The organism is Pseudomonas sp. Marseille-Q8238 (assembly GCF_965111915.1).
In genome coordinates this window covers 3,003,766-3,030,095 of sequence record NZ_CBCOPI010000001.1, presented here as the reverse complement: position 1 = coordinate 3,030,095, position 26,330 = coordinate 3,003,766, and the positions used below count along the sequence as shown (strand labels likewise).

The 26,330-nt window shown below is 59.1% G+C and carries 30 protein-coding genes and 2 pseudogenes; 7 read left to right on the top strand and 25 right to left on the bottom strand.

Translation table 11 applies throughout. The annotated features are described in order from the left end of the window. Positions 1-21 precede the first annotated feature (21 nt). Positions 22-174 (top strand): annotated as a pseudogene (locus tag ACWPW0_RS14110) (IS5/IS1182 family transposase); the annotation flags it as partial. 155 nt (positions 175-329) lie between these two features. Here ACWPW0_RS14110 and ACWPW0_RS14105 read toward each other — a convergent pair. From ACWPW0_RS14105 to ACWPW0_RS14050, 12 genes and pseudogenes are all read right to left on the bottom strand, one after another. Beyond that, positions 330-569, bottom strand: a pseudogene (locus ACWPW0_RS14105) (deoxyribonuclease); the annotation flags it as partial. A gap of 79 nt (positions 570-648) precedes the next feature. Then, the gene (locus ACWPW0_RS14100; protein WP_454255647.1) at positions 649-1,542 is read right to left on the bottom strand and encodes a substrate-binding periplasmic protein; all 894 of its coding nucleotides are present in this window, start codon (positions 1,540-1,542) and stop codon (positions 649-651) included. Between the two features lie 164 nt (positions 1,543-1,706). Further along, positions 1,707-2,054, bottom strand: coding sequence for a DUF2025 family protein (locus ACWPW0_RS14095; RefSeq protein WP_447592476.1), 348 nt, complete (start codon positions 2,052-2,054; stop codon positions 1,707-1,709). 134 nt (positions 2,055-2,188) lie between these two features. Then, positions 2,189-2,713 (bottom strand): ankyrin repeat domain-containing protein, encoded by a 525-nt coding sequence (locus ACWPW0_RS14090; protein WP_454255646.1) that lies wholly within the window; start codon positions 2,711-2,713, stop codon positions 2,189-2,191. A 107-nt stretch (positions 2,714-2,820) separates the two neighbouring features. Beyond that, positions 2,821-3,231, bottom strand: a complete 411-nt coding sequence (locus tag ACWPW0_RS14085) for an NUDIX hydrolase (RefSeq protein WP_454255645.1) — start codon at positions 3,229-3,231, stop codon at positions 2,821-2,823. 11 nt (positions 3,232-3,242) lie between these two features. Continuing rightward, positions 3,243-3,431 carry a hypothetical protein gene (locus tag ACWPW0_RS14080; protein ID WP_454255644.1) on the bottom strand — a complete coding sequence of 63 codons (189 nt, stop codon included), beginning with the start codon at positions 3,429-3,431 and terminating at the stop codon, positions 3,243-3,245. 57 nt (positions 3,432-3,488) lie between these two features. Next, complete coding sequence (locus ACWPW0_RS14075) at positions 3,489-4,190, bottom strand: YebC/PmpR family DNA-binding transcriptional regulator (RefSeq protein ID WP_447592469.1); 702 nt, start codon at positions 4,188-4,190, stop codon at positions 3,489-3,491. Between the two features lie 181 nt (positions 4,191-4,371). Further along, positions 4,372-4,506, bottom strand: coding sequence for a hypothetical protein (locus tag ACWPW0_RS14070; protein WP_447592467.1), 135 nt, complete (start codon positions 4,504-4,506; stop codon positions 4,372-4,374). Between the two features lie 143 nt (positions 4,507-4,649). Next, positions 4,650-5,798: a zinc-binding metallopeptidase family protein gene (locus ACWPW0_RS14065; protein WP_454255643.1), complete on the bottom strand. Its 1,149-nt coding sequence runs from the start codon at positions 5,796-5,798 to the stop codon at positions 4,650-4,652. A gap of 179 nt (positions 5,799-5,977) precedes the next feature. Further along, a complete protein-coding gene (locus tag ACWPW0_RS14060) occupies positions 5,978-6,562 on the bottom strand; it encodes an MFS transporter permease (protein WP_447592463.1) in 585 nt (194 codons plus the stop codon). 176 nt (positions 6,563-6,738) lie between these two features. Continuing rightward, the gene (locus ACWPW0_RS14055; protein ID WP_447592462.1) at positions 6,739-7,020 is read right to left on the bottom strand and encodes a peptidylprolyl isomerase; all 282 of its coding nucleotides are present in this window, start codon (positions 7,018-7,020) and stop codon (positions 6,739-6,741) included. A 167-nt stretch (positions 7,021-7,187) separates the two neighbouring features. After that, positions 7,188-7,778, bottom strand: coding sequence for an NAD(P)H-dependent oxidoreductase (locus ACWPW0_RS14050; protein WP_454255642.1), 591 nt, complete (start codon positions 7,776-7,778; stop codon positions 7,188-7,190). Positions 7,779-7,933: 155 nt separating this feature from the next. Here ACWPW0_RS14050 and ACWPW0_RS14045 point away from each other — a divergent pair, with 155 nt between their 5' ends. Further along, positions 7,934-8,236, top strand: a complete 303-nt coding sequence (locus ACWPW0_RS14045; RefSeq protein WP_454255641.1) for a putative quinol monooxygenase — start codon at positions 7,934-7,936, stop codon at positions 8,234-8,236. 283 nt (positions 8,237-8,519) lie between these two features. Here ACWPW0_RS14045 and ACWPW0_RS14040 read toward each other — a convergent pair whose 3' ends face one another. Beyond that, positions 8,520-8,897, bottom strand: coding sequence for a DUF3597 domain-containing protein (locus tag ACWPW0_RS14040; RefSeq protein ID WP_447592456.1), 378 nt, complete (start codon positions 8,895-8,897; stop codon positions 8,520-8,522). A gap of 345 nt (positions 8,898-9,242) precedes the next feature. On the opposite strand from ACWPW0_RS14040, the gene ACWPW0_RS14035 reads away from it, so the two are divergent. Both ACWPW0_RS14035 and ACWPW0_RS14030 read left to right on the top strand, forming a co-directional pair. Continuing rightward, complete coding sequence (locus tag ACWPW0_RS14035) at positions 9,243-9,701, top strand: hypothetical protein (RefSeq protein WP_454255640.1); 459 nt, start codon at positions 9,243-9,245, stop codon at positions 9,699-9,701. Positions 9,702-9,862: 161 nt separating this feature from the next. Next, positions 9,863-10,705 (top strand): CAP domain-containing protein, encoded by an 843-nt coding sequence (locus ACWPW0_RS14030; protein ID WP_454255639.1) that lies wholly within the window; start codon positions 9,863-9,865, stop codon positions 10,703-10,705. 135 nt (positions 10,706-10,840) lie between these two features. On the opposite strand, the gene ACWPW0_RS14025 is transcribed toward ACWPW0_RS14030, so the two are convergent. Both ACWPW0_RS14025 and ACWPW0_RS14020 read right to left on the bottom strand, forming a co-directional pair. Next, complete coding sequence (locus ACWPW0_RS14025; RefSeq protein WP_454255638.1) at positions 10,841-11,896, bottom strand: GGDEF domain-containing protein; 1,056 nt, start codon at positions 11,894-11,896, stop codon at positions 10,841-10,843. 172 nt (positions 11,897-12,068) lie between these two features. Then, complete coding sequence (locus ACWPW0_RS14020; protein WP_454255637.1) at positions 12,069-12,536, bottom strand: helix-turn-helix domain-containing protein; 468 nt, start codon at positions 12,534-12,536, stop codon at positions 12,069-12,071. 72 nt (positions 12,537-12,608) lie between these two features. On the opposite strand from ACWPW0_RS14020, the gene ACWPW0_RS14015 reads away from it, so the two are divergent. Together ACWPW0_RS14015 and ACWPW0_RS14010 are read left to right on the top strand one after the other, a co-directional pair. Further along, positions 12,609-13,103 carry a DUF2938 domain-containing protein gene (locus ACWPW0_RS14015; RefSeq protein WP_454255636.1) on the top strand — a complete coding sequence of 165 codons (495 nt, stop codon included), beginning with the start codon at positions 12,609-12,611 and terminating at the stop codon, positions 13,101-13,103. Positions 13,104-13,308: 205 nt separating this feature from the next. Continuing rightward, positions 13,309-13,986, top strand: a complete 678-nt coding sequence (locus tag ACWPW0_RS14010) for a DUF2076 domain-containing protein (protein WP_454255635.1) — start codon at positions 13,309-13,311, stop codon at positions 13,984-13,986. Positions 13,987-14,048: 62 nt separating this feature from the next. Here the strand turns inward: ACWPW0_RS14010 and eco are convergent, their stop codons facing one another. From eco to ACWPW0_RS13985, 5 genes are all read right to left on the bottom strand, one after another. Next, entirely contained in the window at positions 14,049-14,525 is a 477-nt protein-coding gene (eco, locus tag ACWPW0_RS14005) for a serine protease inhibitor ecotin (RefSeq protein WP_447592444.1), read from the bottom strand. 222 nt (positions 14,526-14,747) lie between these two features. After that, on the bottom strand, positions 14,748-15,428 hold the full coding sequence (locus tag ACWPW0_RS14000) for a GNAT family N-acetyltransferase (RefSeq protein ID WP_454255634.1): 681 nt from the start codon (positions 15,426-15,428) through the stop codon (positions 14,748-14,750). A 109-nt stretch (positions 15,429-15,537) separates the two neighbouring features. Further along, positions 15,538-16,059: a hypothetical protein gene (locus ACWPW0_RS13995; protein WP_454255633.1), complete on the bottom strand. Its 522-nt coding sequence runs from the start codon at positions 16,057-16,059 to the stop codon at positions 15,538-15,540. A gap of 121 nt (positions 16,060-16,180) precedes the next feature. Beyond that, positions 16,181-17,134 (bottom strand): Ldh family oxidoreductase, encoded by a 954-nt coding sequence (locus tag ACWPW0_RS13990; protein ID WP_454255632.1) that lies wholly within the window; start codon positions 17,132-17,134, stop codon positions 16,181-16,183. Between the two features lie 113 nt (positions 17,135-17,247). Further along, complete coding sequence (locus ACWPW0_RS13985; protein WP_454255631.1) at positions 17,248-17,550, bottom strand: hypothetical protein; 303 nt, start codon at positions 17,548-17,550, stop codon at positions 17,248-17,250. Between the two features lie 255 nt (positions 17,551-17,805). Here ACWPW0_RS13985 and ACWPW0_RS13980 point away from each other — a divergent pair, with 255 nt between their 5' ends. Further along, a complete protein-coding gene (locus ACWPW0_RS13980; RefSeq protein WP_454255630.1) occupies positions 17,806-17,997 on the top strand; it encodes a CsbD family protein in 192 nt (63 codons plus the stop codon). A gap of 170 nt (positions 17,998-18,167) precedes the next feature. Here the strand turns inward: ACWPW0_RS13980 and ACWPW0_RS13975 are convergent, their stop codons facing one another. From ACWPW0_RS13975 to ACWPW0_RS13955, 5 genes are all read right to left on the bottom strand, one after another. Next, entirely contained in the window at positions 18,168-18,704 is a 537-nt protein-coding gene (locus ACWPW0_RS13975; RefSeq protein WP_454255629.1) for an REP-associated tyrosine transposase, read from the bottom strand. Positions 18,705-20,115: 1,411 nt separating this feature from the next. Further along, complete coding sequence (locus ACWPW0_RS13970) at positions 20,116-20,712, bottom strand: Swt1 family HEPN domain-containing protein (protein WP_454255628.1); 597 nt, start codon at positions 20,710-20,712, stop codon at positions 20,116-20,118. Further along, positions 20,713-21,366 carry a DUF5343 domain-containing protein gene (locus tag ACWPW0_RS13965; protein ID WP_454255627.1) on the bottom strand — a complete coding sequence of 218 codons (654 nt, stop codon included), beginning with the start codon at positions 21,364-21,366 and terminating at the stop codon, positions 20,713-20,715. It lies immediately after the preceding gene. 111 nt (positions 21,367-21,477) lie between these two features. Beyond that, a complete protein-coding gene (locus tag ACWPW0_RS13960) occupies positions 21,478-22,737 on the bottom strand; it encodes a ribonucleotide-diphosphate reductase subunit beta (protein WP_447592429.1) in 1,260 nt (419 codons plus the stop codon). 288 nt (positions 22,738-23,025) lie between these two features. Next, positions 23,026-25,932: a ribonucleoside-diphosphate reductase subunit alpha gene (locus tag ACWPW0_RS13955; RefSeq protein WP_454255626.1), complete on the bottom strand. Its 2,907-nt coding sequence runs from the start codon at positions 25,930-25,932 to the stop codon at positions 23,026-23,028. Positions 25,933-26,330 lie beyond the last annotated feature (398 nt).

The following is a 26,330-nucleotide window of genomic DNA, read 5'->3' as shown; positions in this document are numbered from 1 at the left end:
TACGTCGGCAAGCGCAAGCAGATCCGCAGGGAGCTGTTTCTGATTGAGATGGGCCTGGTGGTATCGTGGAAGAATCTAATTGCCCTGATCGATTCGCACTACCCAAAGGGGAAGGGCATTCGCCCGGCGTACCCGTTGATGGCAATGCTGAGCGTGCATCTGATTCAGAACTGGGCTAGGTGTCTCTACTGTCGGTAAGATCTTCTGAAAGAGTCGAGCGACTGGAGTTCTGTGTAAGCGAATAGCTGGAAGGTGGTAAAAGCGTTACAGAATAAAAAATGATTAGAATCATGCACTTATATTTGTAACATGTTACAACCGGCATATTTCACATGCTCCCATTCGATGCGGCTGGCGCGTTGCGGATTCTTGCGCGGCACGTAGCCACAACTGCGCAGGTCGACCTGGTTGCCGCTATAGCGGCAACCGCAGTAGAACTCGACGGATTGCTTGGCATACAACGGCCAGGCCATTTTCTTGGCCTCGCTGAAGGTTCTGGGTGGCTGGCCATGGGCCGGAGAAAGGATTGCGCAGGCGAGAAGAAAAACCACGAGACAACGAATGGGCATTGAACTGCATCCCGAAAAAGCGCCGCATCATAAGGGACATTGTTGTTCGGGATGAACAGTCTTCGAGGGGCCTGGGTTTTTACGGGGTTGCAGGAGAAGCCGGCAGTTGGCGTGGATCGAGCCATAACTCCTTGCGATCAAGGGGTGTGGCAGCTGGTAAGAGCGGGTTCGGCAGTTCGATCAGGTGGCGCTCGTGCAGCCTGGCTTGCTGGAGAGCTGCACCGAAATGCTGGAGGAACAGGCGATCGAACGAACCATCGGCCAGGGCGGCTTCCAGGCCTTGACGCACGGTCTCGGCCAGGTCCGGTCGGTGTGGCGAAAAGAAGAAGTAGGTGGCGGTTGGGTAGTGCAGGGCTAGGTAGGGATCGGCCACGACACCCTTGGCGTGGTGGTGTTTCAGTTCTCCCCAGATTTCGATCACCGAGCGTGGTAGGTAGTCGAAGCGCCCGGCAGCAAGCATGCGGAACAGGCTGTCGTAGCTGGAGGACACCATTACCGGAAGATCTTGCCGGCGAAGGATGTCGGTGTCCGGCCAGTCATGTCCCTGGCCGGCCTGCAGTTTGCGCAAGTCATCGAGGTCGCGTACGTCACGCAGCAGGTTTTCACTGCCCTGGCGCAGCATGGCAAGGCGCCAGCCGTATAGGCCTTTGTCGATTCCGATGCGCACGGGAATCAGACGCTCTTCGCGCTCGATGCTGGTCATCGTCCATAGCACGTCGATGGTGCTGTTCTCTTCCAGACTGAGCAGGGCGCGATTCTGCTCCATGCCATACGCCGAGGGTTGCAAGCGCAGCGGGCTGTGGGCCTTGTCCAGCGCAAGTTGCAAGACGGCCAGTGGATAGTCATGGCGGAATTCATCGCCGGTGGGCGCGCGTGGATAACGCAACACATTGTCGGCTGGCGCAAAGCCTGGCAGTAGGGTCAGCAGAGCCAGCAGTCCGCATCTGAACAGCGGCGTGAGCCGTGAGCGCATCGATTGCAGTCCTTTCAATCGTTGGGCACACCTCGGCATGCCCTACTAAGGGGCATGCATTATGCCAGTCTGTCCCTGATGCAGGTGACCAGGTCCTGGCTCTGCGGCGTAAAGCACAATTTCCAGCTAGGGCTGACGAATTGGATGCGTAATTGGATACGTAGCTAGGCTGGGGTGTTGTTCTCCCGAGGTTTGAGTATTCGCCGCTGTGCGGTTATTTCCGGGAGATCGTGACGGCGCATGTAGATGCGCAATGGTTCGGTGATGTTGAGGCGATCATCGATATTCTGGTCGAGCAGCAGTTGCAGGCGCTTGCGGCTGAGGGTCATCAGATCCCCCAGGTAGGCGTGCCAGACGAATTCGCACGCCAGGGTAATGCTCGCTTCGGGCACATCGAGGCCGAAGGAGTCCTCGCTGAAGCGCACGATGTACTGCTCGGTCTTGCTGTTGAAGCCGACGAAGCCTTTCAGGCTATCGGCTGCCGAACAGATGCTGGCTGATGTGATGCTCATGGTAAACCTCGCGGTGGCGGATGGGTTTACACGCAGGGCGAGCAGGGCCTTGTTGGCCGCGAAATGGTTATCGGACGCATGTTACGTGGTCATCACGATGGCGACTTGTTCTGGATCAATAGCCAGTCGACCGGTTATCGGGCCTCTTGCAGGCGCTGTGCTGCTTGCAGTGAACCCATGCGTTGAGCCACGTCCAAGGCAGTCAGTCCGGTGCTGTTCTGATGCTGATCATCTGCTCCATGGGTGAGCAGCACGTCGATCACGTCTACCCGGTTGAACATCGCAGCCATCATCAACGGGGTCTTGCCATCCGGTGTAGTGCCTTCGGCATCGGCACCTTGCTCGAGCAGCAGTTGCAGCATGGGCAGGTCGCCCTTGAAGGCCACACCAGCCAGCGGCGTCTGGCCGTTGAGGTTGCGCAGCTCGGGATCGGCCTTGTACTGCAATAGCAGGCGGGCAGCCTCCAGATGGCCATGGTAGCTGGCGAGCATCAACAGGCTGTCGCCCTTGTGATTGCGCAGGTCAACTGGCAGGCCTTGTTGGAGCAAGGCCTCTAGCGCCGCGCTGTCGCCGTGACGGGCTAAGTCGAAGACGCGCTCGGAGAAAGCCAGGGTCTCTTCATCCAGTTCGGTGGTCGATGAGGTGGCGTGTGGATTCATGCTGTGGCTCCTGGATCGTGTGCGGGGATATGCCGGCAGCATAGCCGCCCGAAGGAGGGGCGGCTGATTGGCTTTATCGATCAGGGCGATTGGAGCGGGCGCGACGCTCAGGCTGTGTCGTTTCGCCGGGCGAGTGCAGGCAGTACATGCTCGACCAGAAGAGGGGCCAGATCGCTTGTCAGGGGGCTGTTCGCTGCATGCCAACGCAATTCTTCCAGCTCTGCGGCAGGCTTGACCGGGTGGGGCAGGCGCGCGACGAAAATGCTGGCGTCGACCTGTGTATTGGTCTCGTTGGCAGCGGGGGCGAGGAAGCGGCCCAGCTCATTCAGGCTGGCATCTTCCAGGCGTAAATCAAGTTCTTCATATAGCTCGCGGTGCAGGGCTTCTCGCGGGCTTTCTCCGGCTTCCAGCTTGCCACCGGGGAGCATGAAGGCGTGAGTGTCGCGTTTGCGAACCAGGAGCAGGCGGCCGTCGTTGTCCAGTAGGCAGACAGCGGCAATGGTCAGGGTAATGCTCATGTCAGGATGACTCAAAGGGTGCTGCGTTGCTGCAACTCACGGCGAACCATGGCCGCATATTCGGCTGGCGAAAGCGAGTACAGCTCGCCTGCCACCCAGTTCAACCAATGCGGGCCCATGGCCTCACGTTGCTGCAACAGGCGCAGGGCTTCGGCTGTGGCGCGCTCGGCATGCTGCCGATGGAACTGGCTGCGGCTCATGAGAAAGGTGCTGGCGAGGGCTGCGGATCAGGCCAGGCAAGATCCGCAGCCCGAGGCTCAGCCTGACAGGCCGACGTAGACGTTCTGCACGTCGTCGTGGTTGTCGAGGGCTTCGAGGAAGGCTTCGACCTCTTCCATTTGCGCATCGCTCAGGCTGCTCACCGGGTTTTTCGGCATGTAGCCGATTTTCGCCGCGTTGACGGTGAAACCATGCTCCGGGAGGGCGCGGCAGACGGCGTCGAGGTCGGTGATTTCGGTGACGAACAGGGTGTTGCCTTCATCGGACGGCTCGAAATCCTGCGCACCGGCCTCGATGGCCGCCAGCTCTGGATCGGCATCGGTATCGGACGAGGCTTCGATCATGCCGACGTGGTTGAAGTCCCAGGTTACCGAGCCGGAGGCGCCCATCTGGCCTTTGCGGAACAGCACGCGGATTTCTGCCACAGTGCGATTCACGTTGTCGGTCAGGCATTCGACGATCACCGGCACTTGGTGCGGGGCGAAGCCCTCGTAGGTGGTGCGCTCGAAGTTGACGGTCTCGCCGAGCAGGCCTGCGCCTTTCTTGATTGCCCGCTCCAGGGTGTCCTTAGGCATCGAGGCTTTCTTGGCTGCGTGCACGGCAACGCGCAGCTTGGCGTTGGTGTCCGGGTCGGCGCCGTTGCGCGCGGCAACCATGATTTCCTTGACCAGGCGGCCGAAGATCTTACCCCTGGCGTTGGCTGCTGCTTCTTTCGGTTTGGCTTTCCACTGTGCGCCCATATCGGTTCTCTCACTGGCTGCAGATGGTTGCGATGGCCGCTTTGGCCTGAGTACGGCGGCAGATTCTAGCGGGTCACGTGCGCGCAGGCACGCACGAGTGTGCGCAGAGGGGCTGATTGGGCGATGAGAAACTGTACGTGGGGACCAGCCAGCGCGAGTGCGCTGGCCGGGTATACGGGGATCAAGAGGTAGAGTGGCTACCAAGCAGCGTATTGCCGCCAGCAGATTTTTTATCGCGTTTGGCTGCCCGTTTTTCATCGGCAGACTTCTGCGGTTTCTTCTTCGCCTCTTTGCGCGATTCCATACCTTTGCTCACGATGATCACCTCTGAATTATGTGGATGGGTAAATGCTCGTTGGCCATTACCACCTCCTGGCTGTGTCAGCCGGTTGGAGAGATGTCGATGAACCCGTGGAGAATAGACCATCGCGTTGTGGAATGATCCCCATGATTGGCATGTCAGCCCGAACTCGTGCTGCCTGCTGCCAGCACCACGCGATGGACGAGGTGCAATTTGCCGATCACCGCTGCCGGTAGCACGAAGGGATAGAAGTCTGGTTGGCCCATGCTGCGTGACAGTTCATTGAGCATGGCAGCCAACTCGATCCAGGCGTTGACGAAGACCAGGAAGGCATCTGCCTGAGGCTCGTCGGGAGCATGCAGGGTTTCACGGGTGAACGGCTGGAAGTCCAGTTCGATATCCCCGGCACGCATGCCCAGGCTCAGGGCGGTGTCCAGGGTATCCATCATGTGCAGGTAATGCGCCCAGGTTTCCGCCCAGTCTTCCCAGGGATGCATGGTGGCGTAGGCGCTGATGAAGGAGCTCTGCCAGTCAGCAGGAGCACCTTGTTCGTAGTGCCATTGCAGCGCCGCGGCATAGTCGCTGCGTTCATCGCCGAATACCTGGCGGAACGCTTCCAGCCAGGGGCCGTCGGCAACCAGCAGATCCCAGTAGTAGTGACCGACCTCATGACGGAAATGACCGAGTAGCGTGCGATAGGGCTCGTGCATCTGCACGCGGACCTGTTCCCTGCGGGCATCGTCAGCTTCTTCGGCATTGAGGGTGATCAGGCCGCCAGCGTGGCCAGTTATGGGTTGTTCGCCGTCGGCGGTGGTGGCGAGGAAATCGAAAGCCAGGCCGTGATCGGCATCGTCCATTCGCGATATCACGGGCAGGCGCAAGGTCAGCAACTGTGCCACCAGACGGCGTTTGGCCGTTTCCAGCTTGGCCCAGCGCCGGTCGTTACCAGGGATGGACAGGTCGGGAATGGCACGGTTGAGGCGACAGGCGATACACAAGTCGCCGTCTGTCTGTGCCGGCAGCAGCCAATTGCACCCGGCGGGTGTCTCGAAGTTGCTGCAGCGGCGGTACTGCGTCCCCGTGTTCTGAGCCTGCCAGATGCCTGCTTGGTCGGCTGGTTGCAGGGTGAGCATGCTGCCGCGTTGTGGCTCGTAGCCGAGTGGCGATTGGCAGGCCAGGCACAGGCTGTTGCGAAAGAATATCGACTGGCCGCAGGTGCATTGGTCGAGGGCTTTCTGGATGGATGTGCGCGAGGCGCGAGCCGGATCGCTGATGCGCTGGCCAAGGGTGTGGAAAAAGCTCGTCATGCATGGGCTTCCGCTGCGGTCGATATCGTGCCATGGCGCATGGGGTCACGGCTTGGTTATCTAGATCGCAGTGCAAACGTGCGGGTTCAGCTTTTTCCTGCCCATTCAGTTCATATGTCGCGCCATCGTCGTAGAAGAAGCTACGGCTGATGGCGCTTCAGACCAGGCGATACAGTGCTTCAGCCAAGGATGGCGATCGCCAGTATCCCGAGCAGGATGAAAGCCCATAGAACAGCACCCAGTACGATGAACACGATGTTGCTGCTGGACATTTGGCTGTTGCTGCTGCCCTGAGGGTCCTGGCTGGCGAGGTTGGCCTGGCGCTGGATGGCGACCAGGGGCAGTACAGGAGTCAATTGCAGCAGCAGGGACAGTATGTCGACCAGCAGCGGCAGGCTGTCATCGCGCGAGGTCAGGTTACTGATGACGCTACTCACGATGGTGGTCAGGACATACAGCGTGGCGGCGGCGCCATAGGCCCACGCTGGTTGCCCCTGGCTTTCCAGGCGCTGGCTGATGCGCTTGCACAGGCTATGCATGAAGAAGATGGAAAAGATCGAACGCCATACCGGCATGATCTTTTTCGGCATCGAGGCGCGTTGGCTGCTCCACTGCTTGTAGCCCCAGTAGAGGATATACAGGCCCAGAGTGGCGATGAATAGAATGACCAGCTTGTTCAGGGAGGTGACGAAGAATGCGCCGTCCGACTGCTCGGTGGTGTTGTCGAGTAGCTGCGCTTGTGGGGCCTGGTAGAGGTTGTCCATGGCATGTCCTTGCTGAGTGAAGGCGCCATTCTAAAGGCACTGGCGGGCCAGGTCCTCATGCTTTGTTACACGTCAGGGGAGACAAGGGAAATGAGCGGGTAAGGCGGATAGACAGCAGATCAGAACGAGCTGACCGGCGGGTGATATCCCCACGCAGGGCGTGGGGATGCGAGTCATCAGTCCTGGCGGCTGGTGACTTCCAGCAGGTGATAACCGAACTGGGTTTTCACCGGACCTTGTACGACGTTGACCGGGGCGCTGAAAACGACGGTGTCGAATTCCTTGACCATCTGGCCTGGGCCGAAGGAGCCGAGGTTGCCGCCGTCGCGGCTGGACGGGCAGGTCGAATTGTCTTTGGCAACCTGAGCGAAGTCAGCGCCGGCTTCGATAGCGGCCTTGAGTTCATTGCACTTGTCTTCGGTGGAAACCAGGATGTGACGGGCGGTGGCTTTGGCCATGATGGGGGTACTCCTTGCAAAGAAGCTGCGAAGCCTACCGGAATCTGACGGTGGCGTCGCAGGGGTGAACAGGTTATTGGCAAGATCGCCTTCTGTTGACCGCCATGGCTATGTGCTCGTTCAGGCGGCGCAAAGCCTTCTGTCCGTTCGCGGCCAGGCCATATGATTCATGCCGCTGTCTTGAATACCTGCGCCAGGTGCTGCCGGTAGCGAGCAGCATCGTTTTCGATGTTCGGCTGCTTCATCACATCGGTGCAGAGGAAGGTCGGCAATGCCTGCATACCGAGGAATTGGTTAGCCTTATGGAAGGGCAGGTAAACGGCATCCACGCCTGTGCCTTCAAAGAAGTCACTGGGATCGTCAAAGGCTTGCTGAGGAGCATTCCAGGTCAGTGAAAGCAGGTACTGCTTGCCCTGGATCAGGCCGCCGCTGCCGTACTTCTGCGAGGCATCGGACCGGGTTCGTCCATCATTGGCATACAGGCTGCCGTGGCCTGCGGTGAACACTTCGTCGAGGTACTTCTTCACGATCCAGGGGGCGCCCATCCACCAGCCCGGCATCTGATAGATGACGACGTCGGCCCAGAGAAATTTCTCCACTTCCTCGGCCACGTCATACCCGGCGTCGATCTCGGTGGTTTTAATATCGAACCCGGCCTGGTCGAGGAATGCTGCCGCTATGCCATGCAGTGTTGCGTTGTAGCGGCCGTCGGAATGGGCGAATTGTTTGCCGCCGTTCAGGAGCAGGATGTTCTTCATGGTGTCTCCAGCGCTAAATGAATGGCAGCCAGCCTATTCAGATGAAGGGCGAGGAAACAGCCGTCGGGCGGTAAAACATTATTGAGTAAAAGGCACAAATATAGAGATTTAGCGTGCGTTAGGGTTTAAAGAAATCCAGCCACTGAGAGTACTCCATGTACGGCTTCATCCTTCATGCCCATACCCGACCGGAAAAATCCGATGCCTTTGAACGCTTGTTCCGGGGGTATATTGCTCCCAGCAGGGCCGAGCCCGGTTGCGTGGAGTACCACATGTTGCGTGACACGCAGGACCCGACCTTGTTCATCTTCTACGAGGTCTGGCAGTCGCGCGAACACTTGGCAATCCATAGCGCGCTGCCACACATGCGTGCGTTCCATGAGGCGCGCATGGACTACCTCAGTCGGGATTTCGAGATTCGTGAGATCGAGATGCTCAGCCCGGCGGCACAGGCCTAATAGCCTGTTTCGGATCTCGCGAGCTATAGAGCAAAACAAGGGCTAGGCGCCCACACAAAAACGGCTGAGGAACGGACGGGGCCTGCACTCGGGTTTACGCGCTATAGATGAGCATGACTCGCTTCGCTCGCCCCAGTGGGGCCGCACTGGCGCGCGTTAGCCGCAAGCCATTTTCAACGCAGTTTGGCCGACGCTCAGCAGATCCGAGACAGGTTCTGGGAGGCAAGCTGGGGCGCAGGAGAGAAAGGGCCGCTGTCATGGACAACAGCCCAGTGGTGCAGGATCAGTTGAGCAGGTCAGCCGGCACATTGCCGCCGTTGTCAGCCAGTTTCTGCAGTACGGTCTTGTGCAGCCAGATGTTCATCTGTGCCGAGTCACCCAGTTTTTCGGCAGGGCAGCCCAATTCGTTGGCCAGTTCCTTGCGCGCAGTCAGGCTGCTATCCAGCCCCAGCAGTTTGAGTAGGTCGACGATGGAGACCTTCCAGTTGAGCTTCTCCGGGTGTTTGGCGGCCAGCCCTTCCAGCTTGGCCACTACATCCACTGCGGGGATGGCCTGAGGGGCAGCCGTGGGCGCTGCAGTAGGCGCAGCGGCTTCAGCGGGTGCAGCCTGCGCCTTGGAGCCGAAGCCCAGTGTTTCAAGAATTTTGCCGAACAGACTCATGAGATTCCCTCTTATGGATGAATGTTGCCCAGGCAGCATAGCCCAGTCCGTGGTACGTACGGCAACGGTCACGGTTGCCAGTGGCGGGTTGTTTGCGCGAGTTCACGCGTCGCATGTGTGTGATCAGTTGCGTGCGGGGAAATTCCCTTCGTGCTGACCAATGGAATCGCATGAGCAACTGAACGGCACGTGAGGATGTGCAGAAGCGGTTTGCTACCGGCAAGGGTTTGCCACCCATGGCCAGGCCGTGCCGCTCAACTATGCCTAAACCCTTGAATTCTCTGGGGTGCGCAAGCTGGCGCGTATCCTGCTTTACCGGTGTAATGATTTACGCCGGGAGGCCTTATGACCAGCATCAACACCAGCACGCCTGCCATGGCCAGCTACTACGCAAGCCAGGCGAACAACAATCCATCCAAAGCCAAGGCCGATGGCGATAGCAGCCCCAGTAAGGATGTACTGACGGAGCTGCGTCGTTATGCCAAGGAAACCGTGGCACATGGCGAGGGCGGCCTGATGCGCGCGCTGAAGGGCGCTGGCGCTTCGCAATCGCCTAGCGCTTTGCAGATGGCCGGGCTGGCCGAGAGTAGCAGCGGCGGGGCCCCCAGGATGCAACTGCCGGATGTGGCCCAGCTTGAGCGCGATGACGCCGGCAAGTTGCTCAAGCAGGTGCAGGAGTTGGTCGATGCCGGCCTGGAGGGTGCTATCCGCTTCAATGGCAGCAATGGTGACAAACAGACCGACTCACTGGAAACTTACCGGCAGTGGCTGCAGGAAAAGGCCGGTATCAGCGTTTATATCTGACCCTGGCGGCATACGGTTCAATTACGAGCATCCAGTACTGAGTTGCGGTAAGTCGTAGGCTCGTGCGGAGTGGGCGCTGGTTTCATGGAGCCTGATACGCCAAGATCACCGGACGTTGGTCCGCTGGTAAGCAGTGGTGTCGTCAGATCGAGGAAATGTCCATGCGTAGCAGATCATCCGCCGTCACCTTGTGCCTGGGCTTGCTGTTCGCCAGCACGGTTCATGCTGCCGATGAGGCGCAATTGATCGAGTCGATCAACGCCTACCGCAGCCAGGTGCAGCGCTGCGCAGACAAGGCCTCCGAGGAGCTGCCACCCCTGTCGGCCGATTCGCGCCTGGTCCTGTCGGTGAGCGGTGGTGAAGATTTGCAGCAAGCCCTGACCCGCGCGGCGTATCCATTGGTCAACGTGCAGGCGATCAGCCTGTCCGGGCCGCGTGATGCGCCAGCGGCGATGAAGGTGCTGCAGGACAGCTTCTGCAAGGTGCTGCTGGACCCGCAGTTCATCGATATCGGCGTGAGTCGCCAGGCACGTGACTGGCGCATCGTGCTGGCACGGCCCCTGTTGGGCAGGGGCTTGGGCGACGGCGCAGTGGAAGGGCAGAAGCTGCTGGAACGGATCAACACCGCGCGGACTCAGTCTCGCCAGTGCGGGGCGCAAACTTTCGCCGCTACCGCGCCATTGGTCTGGAATGCGCTGTTGGCGAGTGCCGCCGAGACGCACAGTCGGGCGATGGCCAATGGCAATTTCTTCAGCCACCGCGACCGCGATGGACGTACCCCGAGTGATCGTGCCGAGCTGGCGGGTTACAGCGGTGGGCAGGTTGGTGAAAACATCGCTGCCGGGCAGGACAGTGCCGACCAGGTGGTAAGCGGCTGGCTGGCCAGCCCCGGGCATTGCGCCAACCTGATGAATCCGCAATTCAGCGAGTTGGGCGCAACCTATGCTGCGGACCCGAAGAGTGACGCGGGTATCTACTGGACGGCGCTGTTTGGCGCGCCTTAGAACCTGCTCACGATCTTCTGGATTAGAGACAGACAAGGGCTAGGCACCCCCGCGAAAACGCCCGATGAAGCGCAGTTTACGAAGTGAGCATTCAGAGGGCGTTTTTAACGCCGTATGGTCGCGAGCCAGGAGGCCCTAACCCGCTGCGCTGATGGCCGGTGTGGGCTCGGCAGCATCCGTGGTGATTATCTGATTTCTTCCGGCACGCTTCGCCGCATAGGTACGTCGGTCCGCTGCCTGCATCAGTTCGTCCAGGTGCTCCCCGTCCTCTCCGAAGCAGGCCACGCCAGCGCTGAGGGTCATTGGCAGAATGCCGTCATCCATTTGCATCGGATTGGTAGCCAGACGCTCACGCAGGTTCTCGGCAACGTTGGCCGCCAGCGCACCGCCGGTATTGGGCAGCAGTACCGCGAACTCTTCGCCGCCTAGGCGGCAGAACAGATCGTTGGCACGTAGCCGTTGCGACAACAGGTCAGCGAAGTGACACAGCGCCTTGTCGCCAGTCGTGTGGCCGAAGCGGTCGTTGATCTGCTTGAAGTGGTCGATATCCAGGAAAACGAGAGCCAGCGACGTGCCGTTGCGCAGGGCGTGGTTGCGTTCGCGATCGAATACCTCGGCCAGCTTCACCCGGTTGGCCAGGCCAGTCAGGGCATCGGTGGTGGCCAGCTCGGTCAGGCGCTGCTCATTGCGCAGGCGGCTACGTTCATAGATATGCGAAAACAAGGTCACGGCCAGGCTGGCCACACCAAGGTCAGCAAGAATCAGGATATTGCCCACCTGGTCCTCCGAGGTGAATCGCTGGCCGAAGGCGAACAGCCCGATGCCGATGAACAGCAGCGAACCCCATAGGCCCAGGCGTAGCCCGAGCAGCAGGTAGAAAATGATCGGGATGGTCTGAATCCAGGCGAACACCGAAAAAGAAGTACCCGGCTGGAACAGGATCACCATCATCAGGGTGAAGAACGGCACCAGGTAGACGATGGTCAGTATGCGCAGGTTTTCGGTGCGGTTGATGATCAGCAGGCTGTAGAGCGACACACCGGCGTAGAGCAGTTCCAGGCTGGCCACCAGCCAGTTGTCACGCAGTATGTTGCCCACCGAAAAGAACACGCCGCCGACCAGCGTGAGCCACAGCAATGCTTTGAGCACCAGGCGTCGGTGTTGATCGCTATGCTCGTGTGGCCTGGACATCAAAACTTTCCTTCTGGAGGTAGGGACGCTGTCGCTGCGGCGCCAAGGGTACGCTTCCAGCAAGGCGCTGTGCAGATTCACATCGCCTGTTGGCGGCATTTCGCTTTAGGGAGGCGGGAGCCCGAAGCGGTTTTTTCCTGAAAGTGGAAATGGAATCACACTGTGGCTCTGGTTAGCGGTGTGTATGGGGAACACTAGGGGTGTTGCCTGTTTTGGCAACTGGAACAGGTCGCCTTTTGCCTGCTCCGCTGGTCTTGGCTGCCAGGTTCATCAGACGTTGGAACGTCGGGCACTCGAGATGACTGGGGGCTGGGCACGATGCCGCATGGCGCAACCCGTCACGTATCGCGCTGAGTCGTTTGATGGTCTGGTCCAACTTATCGGCCTGGTGTTCCAGTCTGGAGCGGTCGATGGCAAACGGCTCGTCGCTGGCGAGCATGTTGGCGATATCGTCCAGTGAGAAACCGGCGGTGCGCCCCAGGGCGATCAGCGATAGACGCTGCAGGACCGACGCGTCGAATACCCGCTTGAGCCCGTCGCGGCCAATGGAGCGGATCAAGCCCCTCTCTTCGTAATAACGCAGTGTCGACGCTGGCAGCCCGGACCAGCGCGAGACCTTGGCGATGTCCATCTCTTTCATGCTTGACCTCAAGTCGACTTGAACTGGCAGACTACTGATACAGCCTTTCAGACAGGGTAGAAGGAGAGCGTCATGACAGTCGAGATAATCGTTCGAGTAATTGTCCTGGGCATTGGGGCGACCCTGGTGATGGACTTGTGGGCGCTGCTGCGTCGGCGCTGCTTCGGTATCGCGTCCTTGGACTACGCCCTGGTGGGGCGCTGGCTGGGCCATATGCGCCACGGGCGATTCCATCATCCGGCGATTGGCAAGCTGCAGCCAGTCAGGGGAGAGCGCCTGCTTGGCTGGAGCTGCCATTACCTGATCGGGGTGATCTTTGCCGCATTGTTCGTGGCAGTGATCGGGCCGCAATGGCTGGGCCAGCCAACGCTGGTGCCGGCGTTGCTGCTGGGCGCAGTCAGCGTCAGTGCGCCTTTGCTGCTAATGCAACCGGCATTCGGCATGGGGCTGGCGGCCTCACGGACGCCACATCCCTGGCAGGTGCGGCTGAGAAGCCTGGTGACGCACCTGGTGTTCGGTGTGGGAATCTATCTGACGGCGTTGGTGACATCGTTGGTTTGTGAGTGACAGCAGGTGTTGCGTGTCGTCAGGTCGTTTAAGGTGGACTGCGGTACCCATGGCGAACCTTGCGGATGAAGATTTTCAGTGTGACGGGCTCGGAACTTGTTTTTTCGGGGAGCACTCAAATTCAGCGATCACAAAGGGCGATATGCCTTTGATCCGGAGAACGTACAGGGACGTGTCTCATCCCTGCCGCTCAACCGAGGCGCCCATGAATTCCGAAGAGCAAACCCTGATCGATGGTCTGTTTTCCCGCTTGCGGGATACTGAGGCGCAAAGCGCTCCGCGCGATGCCCAAGCTGAAGTGCAGATCAACCAACACCTCGTTCGTCAGCCCACAGCGCCTTACTACATGGCGCAGGCGATCCTGATTCAGGAGGCTGCGATCAAGCGGCTGGATCAACAGGTGAAGGCGCTGGAAGCCCAGGTTGCCGAGCTGCAACAGAATCGCCCGAGCAGCGGTGGTTTCCTGGCTGGCCTGTTCGGCGCGGGGCAACGCGATGCGGCACCTGCCCCCGCGCAACGCCCGGCCGGTTGGGGCGAGACGCGTTTCTCACAGCAGGCTGCTCCCGGCAGTTCGGCTTTCAATGACCCACGCTCTGCCCAGCAGCCAATTGCTTCTGCTCCGGGTGGTGGTTTCTTGCGGGGGGCTTTGCAGACCGCCGCAGGGGTGGCCGGTGGTGTCGTGGTGGCGGATTTGCTCACCGGCATGTTTCACCACAGCCAGCCGCAGGACATCGTCGAGGTGATCCGCGAGGATATACCGGTACAGGCGCCGGGGCAGTTGGATGACAACCGCCTCATGGATGATCTCACCAGCGAGCACTATGTCGACACGGATGCCTTCGACAGCTCGGACTTCTTCGATGACGACAACCTGTTCAGTTGAGGCGCTAAGACGCGGAAGGCGATGAGGCGCTTTCCGCGTATTGGTGCTTGTGACTTGTCAGGCTATTTCACTGCGGCGGGACTGGTGCTGCTAGCCGCCGACCAGATGCGATAGCGCACCTCCACGTCGGCAGGGGCATAGATCACCAATGGCAGCTTGCTGTTGTAGCGCACCAGCAAGGGGTCGCCGCCTACCTGCACGAAAGCCTTTTTGCGGGTGTTGTCGGGGCAGGCCATCAGGGTGCTGACTGCAGGGCCGACCTGGTCCAGCTCGTAGTAGGTGTAGCCCCAGCCTTCCACCGTTTTCTCTTGGAACTGGCCACCCAGACGCTGGTGGTTGCAGTCCACTTCCAGGGTCTTGCCGGCGATGAGTTCTACCTTGTGCTCGGCCTCGTTGGCCTGGGGCGGCAGTTCGATCACATGGCGGGTGTGACCTTCGGTTGCTGCGGGATAGGGCTTGAGGGCTTCGGGAGTGGCGGCACAGGCAGCCAGCGGCAGGGCACAGGCGAGGGCGGCAAGCGTGAGTTTGCTAGAAGTCATGAGACGTCCTTATTGAATAGGCCTTATGGGCCGTCCGTTGATGGGCTCGCCTGGTTGGCGAAGCAACATTGACTGTTCTGGATAGGTGAAGTTTCAGGGATTGGCAAGCGAGAAGGGGCTGAGTGTTCGATGTGCCTCGCGGAGGCTGCGATCAACAGGGCTTCTCATCGATGTGTACCGCGGGTTGTATTCCCGCATCGAATGCGGGAATGGCCGGAAGTCCTATATGAGGCGTTGGCGGACCAGCACCTGGGCCTGATACGCCATCTGGTCGAGTTGGCGGTCGCGCTTTTTCTCCGCCTCGCTCATGGCCTTCTTGCCATGCTGCTGCACCAGATAAGCGTGAATCTGTCGCACTTCCTTGGATTGGAAGATTGGTGCCAGGTCTTGCACGGCCACCATGCCGTCCGAGCTGTGCCCCCGAGTGTTCATCAACACCTGCGGACCACGCGCCGCCAGTACCTGGAAACCCATTGCCTCGAAGGTCTGTACTTTACCCGCCACGCAGGCCAGCTCGGCATGTGGGTGCCGCGTGATCATTCGTTGCAGCATGGCTCGGGCGATACCCTGCCGGCGATGGCTGGCCTGGACGGCCATATAGACCAGGGTGCAGGCCTCGGGGTCATCCTTGGCCGGCAGGTACAAGGCAAAGCCCAGCACGCAGGATGGGTCCTGATCATCCAGGGCCAGGATAAGCCGCGCGGTGGTCTCCAGCGTTGCATCCATGGCCTGCAGATACAGATGCACCTCGTAGCCAATCACATACTGGTACAGCTGGTAGAGGGGATTGCTGGGCGTCAGCGATACCGGGCTGATGTCGCTGAAGTAGTCCACCACCATCTGCAGAACCTGGCTTTTCAGGGCTTCTGGTGGTGGGGTGTCCAGGTGTACGAGGGTGAACATCGAGGATCTGGCTCCGGGCGTGCCCGTGGAAGGATGGGGCGGTAGTGTAACGCGTGCCCGGTTCGCTGATTTCCATCTGGGAACTCGGGGTAGAAACCGCGAGGGATTTCTACGCGGTGCGAAGGTTGTCTTGCTGGCGTGCTGCGATGCTTTTTGTCTTGGCGGCGAGCACCGCAGCCTGGACCGCGCGCAGCGTGTCCTTGCCGGCTGGAAACTCGAAGGCTGCGCTTTCAACCAGCGTGTGAACATGCTCCCCGGTGTTCAAGGCGAATTGCAGAAACGCCACGTGTTCGGACCATGAGCGGTAGCGCCGTACCATGAAGATGCTGTGCTTGGACGTTATCGAGCGAATCGACGTCAGTGGGATTCGGCGATGGCGGGTGGCCGTGGAAACCACCAGCTCATCGCCGTGGATGAAAGCCGGTTGGGCTCGTTTGACCCTGAACCATTCCACGGTGAAGCGCCACACCATGGGCAGCAGGAGTGCCGCAAGCAGTGCGAGGTCAGAGCGCTTTGTCTCGTCTAGCTTGAACAAGATCATAACGCCCATAGCCACGAGAATGGCCAGGGTGATGAGCCTGTAGAAATAGACGCGATGGAACTCTGTGAGGGGTAGAAAGTGGATGTCCATTCGCGTTGTCCTGAGGTGGCTCATTCGAACTGTATTAATTAGGCTTTATAGCGTCGGGTCATTTTATGGGCAGTAGCAATAACAACAGTTATGAGTTTCGTGGCTGCAAGGCGTGAATTCATCATCCCCGTTCAATGATGGATAGCAATAGTGGCTCAATCTCGATTTCATCGACCATTGGCCGTTGCCCTGGTATGTACAACCCTTTGGCTGCAAGCCGTTCCAGTTGGGAAGCCACCCGGGCAGGAAGATCCGGTGCCAGTACCTCGGGGTTGATGGCAAGTACGAACAACCCGGCCCCGAGTGGCTGATCGCCCGAGTCGAATGACGGCATATCCAACGACCAGTTTGCACCGGTCAACCCTGCCGCCAGCACCTCGACCATCAACGCGATGTTCGCGCCGCGTGCGCCGCCAAAGGCGAGCAACACGCCTGACAGAGCATCGTGCGCATTGGTCGTCGGCGCGCCTGCAGCATCCAGCGCCCACTGTTCCGGAATGGATTCGCCATTCTCGGCGGCAGCCCGAAGATTGACGAACGCGGTTGCGCTCGACGCCTGATCGATCACCAAAGGCGAGCCGTTCGCGACAGGTGCGGCAAACGAAAACGGATTGGTGCCGAACACCGGCAAGCGGCTGGCCGCCGTCGTCACCATGGCCGGGCCGTTGGAAGCTGCAATCGAAACCAGGCCAACCTCAGCAAGCCGTCTGGTGTAATACCCCAGCTCACCGGCCGTATAGCTGTTGGACTGCGCGAATATCGCAAGACCATAGCGTTGCGCCTGTTCCCGCAGGATGTCGAATGCCTGGTCAAATCCCAACTGCGCGATACCGCCCCGCGCATCGACCCTGATGGCAGCGGGTGTGGGCTGGCTGATTTCCGGCTGGGCATTCGTGGCAATGCGCCCGCTACGAAAACCGTCGAGATAGTCGGGCAAATGGGCGAAGCCGACAGCGCCGCGCCCTGACAGCTCGGCTGCTACCGTTGCATCCGTCAGCGATGAGGCTGACGCCACACTTGCGCCTGCCGCGATTGCGGCTTGTCTGGCCAGCTGCTTCGCTTCATCGATCGTCAATCGCATTACCTGGTTCTCATCGGGACTGATTGTGGGCGGGGGCCTGCTGACGGCAGGCGGGCTATGAGCGTTTTTACGCTCTGCGTGGCAACGATCAAATTCGTTTTACGTGGTTATGACTTGTTTTCGAAACGCCTCGCGAGAAAGCCCATCACGATACCCCCAACGATACCGATGGCGCCGCAGGCCAAACCCATCGGCCGATTGCTTACGAAACCGACGTTTTTCACATGGACTGGCAGGCCGAGCAGGCCGGTGAAAAACAGCGTCGCAATCGACAGGGCAATAAGGAAGATGCCGCCTGCTTGCCAGGATTGGGTGGGGATGCCCTTGCTTCGGCAATAGAGGTAACCCAGGCCAAATGGCAGCAGGAGCTGGGTGGCCAGGAAGATGATCAGGTTGCTGCTGTCGTTCATCGTGGTCTATGTCGAAGGGGGCTTGGAGCAGGGTATTGCATCTGCTGGCCAGGCTGGGTGATTTGTCACGCAAAACGGCGGCGGCAAGGTGCATCGGGGCGCGTAGCTAGCGCTTTTGCATCCATTGCTGCGGGTTGCCCTGGCTACCCGCTGATGAGCGGCCTTTGCTTTCCAGCCGGTCACTCGTCAGAAATACGCAACGATTGCGCCAAGCCAGGTTCCCTTTTCCGTAAGCCACTGAAAATGAGGTGTCACATGAGCAGCACGAAAGACAAGATCAAAGGCAATGCCAACGAAGCCATCGGTAAAGTCAAAGAGGGCATTGGCAAGGCTACCGATAATCCTCGTCTTGAAGGTGAGGGCAATGCTCAGCAAGTGAAGGGCAAAGCCCAGCAGCTCAAGGGCGACGTCAAGGACGCAGTCAAAAAGGGCGTCGACAAGGCCTGATAGCATTCCTGTTACGCAAAACCCGGCCTTTTTGCAAAGAGCCGGGTTTTTTATGCGCAGGCGAAAGCTGGTCGATGAGCGTTCCCACGCTCCGTGTCACGAGCCTCGGCGGTCACTTCGCGTGATCGTTCCCACGCTCCGCGTAGGAATGCAGCCCGTGACGCTCTGCGTCACGTATCCCACCGGTCGACCTCAATCAATCCTGCTTGCCCCGCATAGTTCCTGGCACTGGAGTAACGCCAGTGCTCCGCCCGGTCCACATAGCCACGTTTGAGCGGGTTGCGGTGGATGTAATCGAGCTTCTCCCGCATCACCTCCGCGCTGTACACCAGTTCCGCATGCGAACCTTCCTGCCAGAGCTGATACACCCGGTCGTCCTTGTGCGCGCGCTTGGCAAAACGCAGTCGCTGCAGCAAGCGCTCCGCCCCTCGCTCTTGCAGTTGGTCGATGATGCGGCGTGCCGTGAAGGACTTGAAGCCGCTGACGCATTTGCTCAGGTCAGGGGCCTGGGCCACTAAGTGCAGGTGGTTTTCCAGCACGACGTAACCATAGAGGCGCAAGCCCTGGTTGGCCTGTTGATAGCGCCAGCAGTCGAGCAGAATCTCGACCAGAGCGGGGCGGGTGAATAGCGGTAGCCACTCCAGTACCGTGCAGGTGAGGAAGTGCGGTTTCTCAGGTTCGGTGATGACGTAACGGCTGCGGCCCATTGGATTCTTCCTTGAATCGACTGGTTGTGGTGTGGATTGAAGTGTGGCTGCCTCTTGTCCCAGATGGCTCCCGCATTCCGAGTAGGAGCCTAGCCTGCGACGCTCTGCATCGCTACATGGTTTACGGCTTGCGCTGCTATCAGGTGGACGCTGGAGCGTCGAGGGCTGCATTCCCACGCGGAGCGTGGGAACGATACGTGTCACATGCGGCCTTCAATCCCCGATAGCTCCCACGCTCCAGCGTGGTAGCAAACCCGCGACGCTCTGCGTCGCAACGTAGCTTCCGGCGCGCAGTTGCTGGCAGGTGGACGCTGGAGTATCGAGGGCTGCATTACCACGCAGAGCGTGGGAATGATCAGAGCAGCGTGCGGCCTTCAATCCCCGATAGCTCCCACGCTCCAGCGTGGTAGCAAGCCCGCGACGCTCTGCGTCGCCACGTGGCTTCCAACGCGTAGTTGCTGGCAGGTGGACGCTGGAGCGTCGAGGGCTGCGTTCCCATGCGGAGCGTGGGAATGATCAAAATTTGTTGGCCTTTGGGTTCTGAGTACAAGCGTGGCGCTTTCCTCGGAGGGTACTACAGGTTTCGTCTTGCATGGCGAGTCCCTTTTGGCAAACGCCCGGCTGGCCGGCCCCGCCAAAAGGAACCAAAAGGTCTGCGTCCCTGCATCCGCCACGCCTGCGCCAGACTTCCCTCTCTCCATCATTGCTTCAGGGGTCCGCCGCGAAGGGCCATCCCTGGCCCATCGCGGCTCTCGCGACATCCATGTCGCTCAACCCCCTGCGCAATGATTCCACTCGGCCTCCTGAAAGGGGCGATTGGAGTTGCCTGACGGTCTGATGGCTCCCACGCTCCAGCGTGGGAGCAAACCCGCGACGCTCTGCGTCGCTGTGTGGCTTCCGGCACGTAGTTGCTGACAGGTGGACGCTGGAGCGTCGAGGGCTGCATTCCCACGCGGAGCGTGGGAACGATCACGCCGCAATGCTTTGGCTCTGCTTTATCTTTTGATCTACCTGCATCGTCAGACTAGGCGACTCGGTCTCCGAATCCCGTCAGGAGGCCGAGTGGAGGTGCTGTGGAGAGGGGCGTTTGGCATGGATGCCAAACGAGGAACGATGGGCCAGGGATGGCCCACCGTGACGACCCTCGGAACAGTGCCGGAGCGAGGGGAGTTTCGCGCAGCGAAACCCGGATGTCGGGCGCGCTTTCTCTTTGGTTACTTTCTCTTTGCGCGTGCAAAGAGAAAGTGACTCGCCGTAAGGGCGAAAAGCGTGGCGTCACTCGGGTTGAATGTTTCGTGTGGTTCCGCTGGTGGGCAAGCTTCGCCTTGTCTACCCTACAAAAGCCAACCTGCGTAGTGCGTAGGGTGGAAAACTGCGAAGCGTTTTCCAACGTGGATATCCGGGCCACTTGCTATTCTGTTAATCGGAACCAGTCTCGTAAACTTAGTTCTAGGCGGAGTTGCTCGTCTTCGGCGAGTAAGCTGCAATGTGCAATTGGATTTCGTAAAGTGTTAAGGTTGAACATAACTTTTTCCACGGCTTTGGGAGTGTTAAATATACTGGAAAAGACGCCCCAATTTGCCTTTATTATTTCTCCTAGCTCGCCAAAATTTGTGTAGTCGAGTTCATCTAGCGATCTAGGTGTTATGCCTGACTCTCGTTCGCGAAGTATTCTTTTTTTAACGTCAACGTAAATTTGTTGAGGTATTATTTTTTCATTCCACCAGTTGTCGCCTTGAGTTGTCTCTAATAAGTCAGAGACTTGCTTTCTAATTGTTTTTTCAAGGCAGTAGAACAGTTCATAGCTTTTTGCCATGTGGGCGGCTTCATGTCTCAGATTCTCCTCGAATTGTGGAAAGTAAGCTTTTTGGATTTCCGTAACGTCTGGAGTTTTGCTGGTCGAAGTTTCGCGCAGCGTGATCATGTGTGTTTCTTCAATTTTGTCTAGGTCGGACTCGATCAGCATATTGGTTAAACCAAAGGCCTTTATTTGATCTTGGAAGTTCATTTATGACTCCAGAAGGTGATCTTTTAGGCTTTTAAATATCGCGTTGAAAACCTCAATATCTTTCGTGGCTGGCAGGTTTAAGTTGATCGTGTAAGCGAGGTTGATACTTTTTCCTGAGTTGTTCTTTTGGCTTGAGATTGTGGGGGCACTCAGTTCGGTAGGAAAGGGGGATTCAGTTGTAAAGCTACTTTCATTAATGGAGCTGTCTGAGTCCTTGTTGTCCACTTCGTCAAAGTCAGAGATTTTTCTAAGCATATTTAGGGTGGCTAGAGTTAGCTTTGTAACTGAGGAATCCTTTTGCCCTCCTGTACACTCCACAATCATTCCTAGAATGTCTTGGTCGTTCGCGTCATGTAAATATTCATTCATTTCATAAAGCCGCTCATAAAGCTTTCTGAACGCTTTACCTACTGCGATTCGCGATTTTTTTGGATTTCTAAATTCTTTATACAAGTCCGTAGGACGCCCATCAGTCGCCACGAATTCCATTTTCTTTAAAAAAGGGATGCACGCCCTAGCGGAACCACCCTTCATCGCTAGTTTTGTCGAAACAAAATCTTGCGTAACACGTTCAGGTACTGATGCTGTTTTTATTTTCTCGAGCATATGCTCAAGGGTTCCGGGAGCGGTGCTGTATGGAAGGTTTTCTGACATTGGAGAAGCCCTTATTAATAAAAAGCCCCGCACTAGGCGGGGCTTTTCTTAGCTTCAACCCAAACATCCTTGGCAGGTGTAGGATCAATCTACTCTGATGTCAGCGAGCCATCAATCCCAGCTCAACGCCCCACCAGTCTGATACTCAATAACCCGCGTCTCGAAGAAGTTTTTCTCCTTCTTCAGGTCCATGATCTCGCTCATCCACGGGAACGGGTTGGTCGTGCCTGGGTACTCTTCCTTCAGGCCGATCTGGGTCAGGCGGCGGTTGGCGATGAATTTGAGGTAGTCCTCCATCATCGCGGCGTTCATGCCCAGTACGCCGCGCGGCATGGTGTCGCGTGCGTATTCGATTTCCAGTTGGGTGCCCTGGAGGATCATCTGGGTCGCTTCGTCTTTCATCGAGGCGTCCCACAGGTGCGGGTTTTCGATCTTGATCTGATTGATCACGTCGATGCCGAAGTTCAGGTGCATGGACTCGTCGCGCAGGATGTACTGGAACTGCTCGGCGGTGCCGGTCATCTTGTTGCGGCGGCCCATGGAGAGGATCTGGGTGAAGCCGCAGTAGAAGAAGATGCCTTCCAGTACGCAGTAGTAGGCGATCAGGTTGCGCAGGAACTGACGGTCGGTTTCCGGGGTGCCGGTCTTGAACTCGGGATCGGAGATCGAGCGGGTGTACTTGAGGCCCCAGGAGGCTTTTTTCGCGACCGAAGGAATCTCGTGGTACATGTTGAATATCTCGCCTTCATCCATGCCCAGCGATTCGATGCAGTACTGGTAGGCATGGGTGTGGATCGCCTCTTCGAAGGCCTGGCGCAGGATGTACTGGCGGCACTCGGGGTTGGTGATCAGGCGGTACACGGCCAGTACCAGGTTGTTGGCAACCAGGGAGTCGGCGGTGGAGAAGAAGCCGAGGTTGCGCATGACGATGCGGCGCTCGTCTTCGCTGAGGCCGTCCTTGCTCTTCCACAGGGCAATGTCGGCGTTCATGTTCACTTCCTGCGGCATCCAGTGGTTGGCGCAACCATCCAGATACTTCTGCCAGGCCCAATCGTACTTGAAGGGTACAAGCTGGTTGAGGTCGGCGCGGGCGTTGATCATCTGCTTGTCGCCGACGTGAACGCGGGCGCTGGCGCCTTCCAGGTCGTCAAGGCCTTCCTGGATGTCGAGGTCGTTCAGGGCCTTCTTGGCGCGGGCAACGGCATCGGAGTCGCTGGCGCTGACGGCGCGGGCTTCTTCCACGGAGCCGGCGGCTTCGTTGTCGAGCTTGTCCAGACCGGCTTCAACGTTGGCCTGTTGTGCAGCGGCATTGCCCGGTTTGGATGGGGCAGCGGTCTCTTCGGGTTTGTCGAATTCGTCCCAGCTCAGCATGGTGGTTTCCTCCTGATCGGGTGCCGGCTCGAGCCGGTCATAAAATGTGGGTGCGTAGGTATGCACGCAAAAACGAAAATCTGCAGGGGAGGGCGGTGTCTTGCCCAGCCCAAGCGAAGCAACCGCTCCGCGTGTGAAGTTCTATTACTGCGGTGTTGCCAGCGGTTTCCAGAGCGAGGCAGCGCTAGGCGCGTGGCGGTTCGGAGCCCTTGAGCGTACGTCTGTACGTGATGGGGGCCGGACCGCCGCGCAACGACGCGGGGTCCGCTCTGGGGACCGCTATTTACCTTATTGGCAGGCTTCGCAGTCTGGCTCGTCGATGGCACAGGCCTTCGGCACTGGCGCCGGACCGGCTGCGCTAAGGCTGGCCGGCTCTGCCGGAGCAGCCTGCAGGCCTTCGGTGTTGCCACCGCTGGAAACCGCGTTGAGCTTGCCGGTGTTGATGGTCGACTTCTCGGTGCTGGTCGCGGCCAGGGCACGGAGGTAGTAGGTGGTTTTCAGGCCACGGTACCAGGCCATGCGGTAGGTCACGTCGAGCTTTTTACCCGAGGCGCCGGCGATGTACAGGTTCAGCGACTGCGCCTGGTCGATCCACTTCTGGCGACGGCTGGCGGCATCGACGATCCACTTGGTTTCCACTTCGAACGCGGTGGCGTACAGGTCTTTCAGGTCCTGCGGGATGCGTTCGATCTGTTGTACGGAACCGTCGTAGTACTTCAGGTCGTTGACCATGACCGAGTCCCACAGGCCGCGTGCCTTGAGGTCGCGCACCAGGTAGGGGTTGATCACGGTGAATTCGCCGGAGAGGTTCGATTTCACGTACAGGTTCTGGTAGGTCGGTTCGATCGACTGCGATACGCCGGTGATGTTGGCGATGGTGGCGGTCGGCGCGATGGCCATGATGTTCGAGTTACGGATGCCTTTCTGTACGCGGGCACGTACCGGTGCCCAGTCCAGGGACTCGGTCAGGTCGACGTCGATGTACTTCTGGCCACGGGCTTCGATCAGGATCTGCTGGGAGTCGAGCGGCAGGATGCCTTTGCTCCACAGCGAGCCCTGGAAGGTCTCGTAGCTGCCGCGCTCGTCGGCCAGGTCACAGGAGGCCTGGATGGCGTAGTAGCTGACCGCTTCCATGGACTTGTCGGCGAACTCGACGGCAGCGTCGGAGCCGTACGGGATGTGCTGCAGGTACAGCGCGTCCTGGAAGCCCATGATGCCGAGGCCGACCGGGCGGTGCTTGAAGTTGGAATTCTTCGCCTGCGGCACGCTGTAGTAGTTGATGTCGATGACGTTATCGAGCATGCGCACAGCGGTCTTGACGGTTTTTTCCAGCTTGGCGGTATCCAGCTTGCCGTCGACGATGTGGTTCGGCAGGTTGATCGAGCCCAGGTTGCAGACGGCGATCTCGTCCTTGTTGGTGTTCAGGGTGATCTCGGTGCACAGGTTCGAGCTGTGGACCACACCCACGTGCTGCTGCGGACTGCGCAGGTTGCACGGGTCCTTGAAGGTCAGCCATGGGTGGCCGGTTTCGAACAGCATGGAGAGCATCTTGCGCCACAGGTCTTTGGCGGCGATGGTCTTGAACAGCTTGATCTTGCCGTACTCGGTCAGGGCTTCGTAGTACTCGTAGCGCTCTTCGAAGGCCTTGCCGGTCAGGTCGTGCAGGTCTGGCACTTCGGATGGGCTGAACAGGGTCCACTTGCCGTCGTCGAACACGCGCTTCATGAACAGGTCCGGAATCCAGTTCGCGGTGTTCATGTCGTGGGTGCGGCGACGGTCGTCACCGGTGTTCTTGCGCAGCTCGATGAACTCTTCGATGTCCATGTGCCAGGTTTCCAGGTAGGCACAGACAGCGCCTTTGCGCTTGCCGCCCTGGTTGACCGCCACGGCGGTGTCGTTCACGACTTTGAGGAACGGCACGACGCCCTGGGACTTGCCGTTGGTGCCCTTGATGTAGGAGCCCAGCGCGCGCACCGGCGTCCAGTCATTGCCCAGGCCGCCGGCGAATTTGGACAGCATGGCGTTGTCGTGGATGGCGTTGTAGATGCCCGACAGGTCATCCGGCACGGTGGTCAGGTAGCACGACGATAGTTGCGGACGCAGGGTGCCGGCGTTGAATAGGGTCGGCGTGGACGACATGTAGTCGAAGGACGACAGCAGGTTGTAGAACTCGATGGCGCGGTCTTCTCTCTGCTTCTCTTCGATGGCCAGGCCCATGGCCACGCGCATGAAGAAAACTTGTGGCAGTTCGAAGCGGATGCCGTCCTTGTGGATGAAGTAGCGGTCGTACAGGGTCTGCAGGCCGAGGTAGGTGAACTGCTGATCACGTTCGTGGTTGATCGCCTTGCCCAGTTTTTCCAGGTCGAAGGATTGCAGTTTCGGGTCGAGCAGTTCGAACTCGATACCTTTGGCGATGTAGGCCGGCAGGGCCTTGGCGTACAGGTCGACCATCTCGTGGTGGGTGGCGCTGGTGGCGACCCCGAGGAAGCCCAGGCCTTCGGCACGGATGTTGTCCATCAGCAGGCGGGCGGTGACGTAGGAGTAGTTCGGCTCGCGCTCGACCAGGGTGCGTGCGGTCATCACCAGGGCGGTGTTGACGTCGCTCTGCGCTACGCCGTCGTACAGGTTCTTCAGGGTTTCTTTCTGGATCAGGGCGCCATCGACTTCGGCCAGGCCTTCGCACGCTTCGCGGATGATGGTGTCCAGGCGGCCCATGTCCAGCGGGGCGACGCTGCCGTCGGCGTGGGTCACGCGGATGCTCGGGTGTGGCTGGGCGACATCGCTGCCACTGCGGATGGCGCGTTCCTTGGCACGGGAGTCACGGTAGATCACGTAGTCGCGGGCGACTTTCTGCTCGCCGGCGCGCATCAGGGCCAGTTCGACCTGATCCTGGATTTCTTCGATGTGGATGGTGCCGCCGGACGGCATGCGGCGCTTGAAGGTGGCGGTGACCTGCTCGGTCAGACGCTCGACGGTTTCATGGATACGCGACGAGGCAGCGGCGGTGCCGCCTTCAACTGCGAGGAACGCCTTGGTGATGGCAACGGTGATCTTGTCATCGGTATACGGCACGACAGTACCGTTACGCTTGATCACTCGCAGCTGGCCAGGCGCCGTGGCAGCCAGATCCTGGGTGGAATCGGCAGCCTGCGGCGCGACGGCCTGCGGGTTCTCGCGAGTTGTGTCGGTATGCATGGGGATCGGGTCTCCGTGTTTTCTATTTAGTTGAACGCTAAGCAGTTGAGTGCTGCGTCGTACTACCGTTCATTCCGTATCGACAACGCCAGACGAACAGCGCGAGCTGGGCGGCTGGGACTTGCAAACTGGGCAGAAAGGGTACGACTCGACGCCTTCCTGGCTCTGTAAGTCTTGTGCCGGCGGTTAAGCTAGCACCACTAGATGTTGTGGTTCCATCCCAAGAGGGCCGGACCGTGATCAAGTCCCCATCGCTCTGCTGGCGGTAGCGGGGCTTGCTCGAAATCGATGGAGCTGAATCGTCTGGCTGACGCCTTAATCTGCACCTTTTCAGGTCATGGCTATGGACCAGGATAGGGCAAATGTGCTTGTGTCTGATTTGTGCAAAAACCCAATAT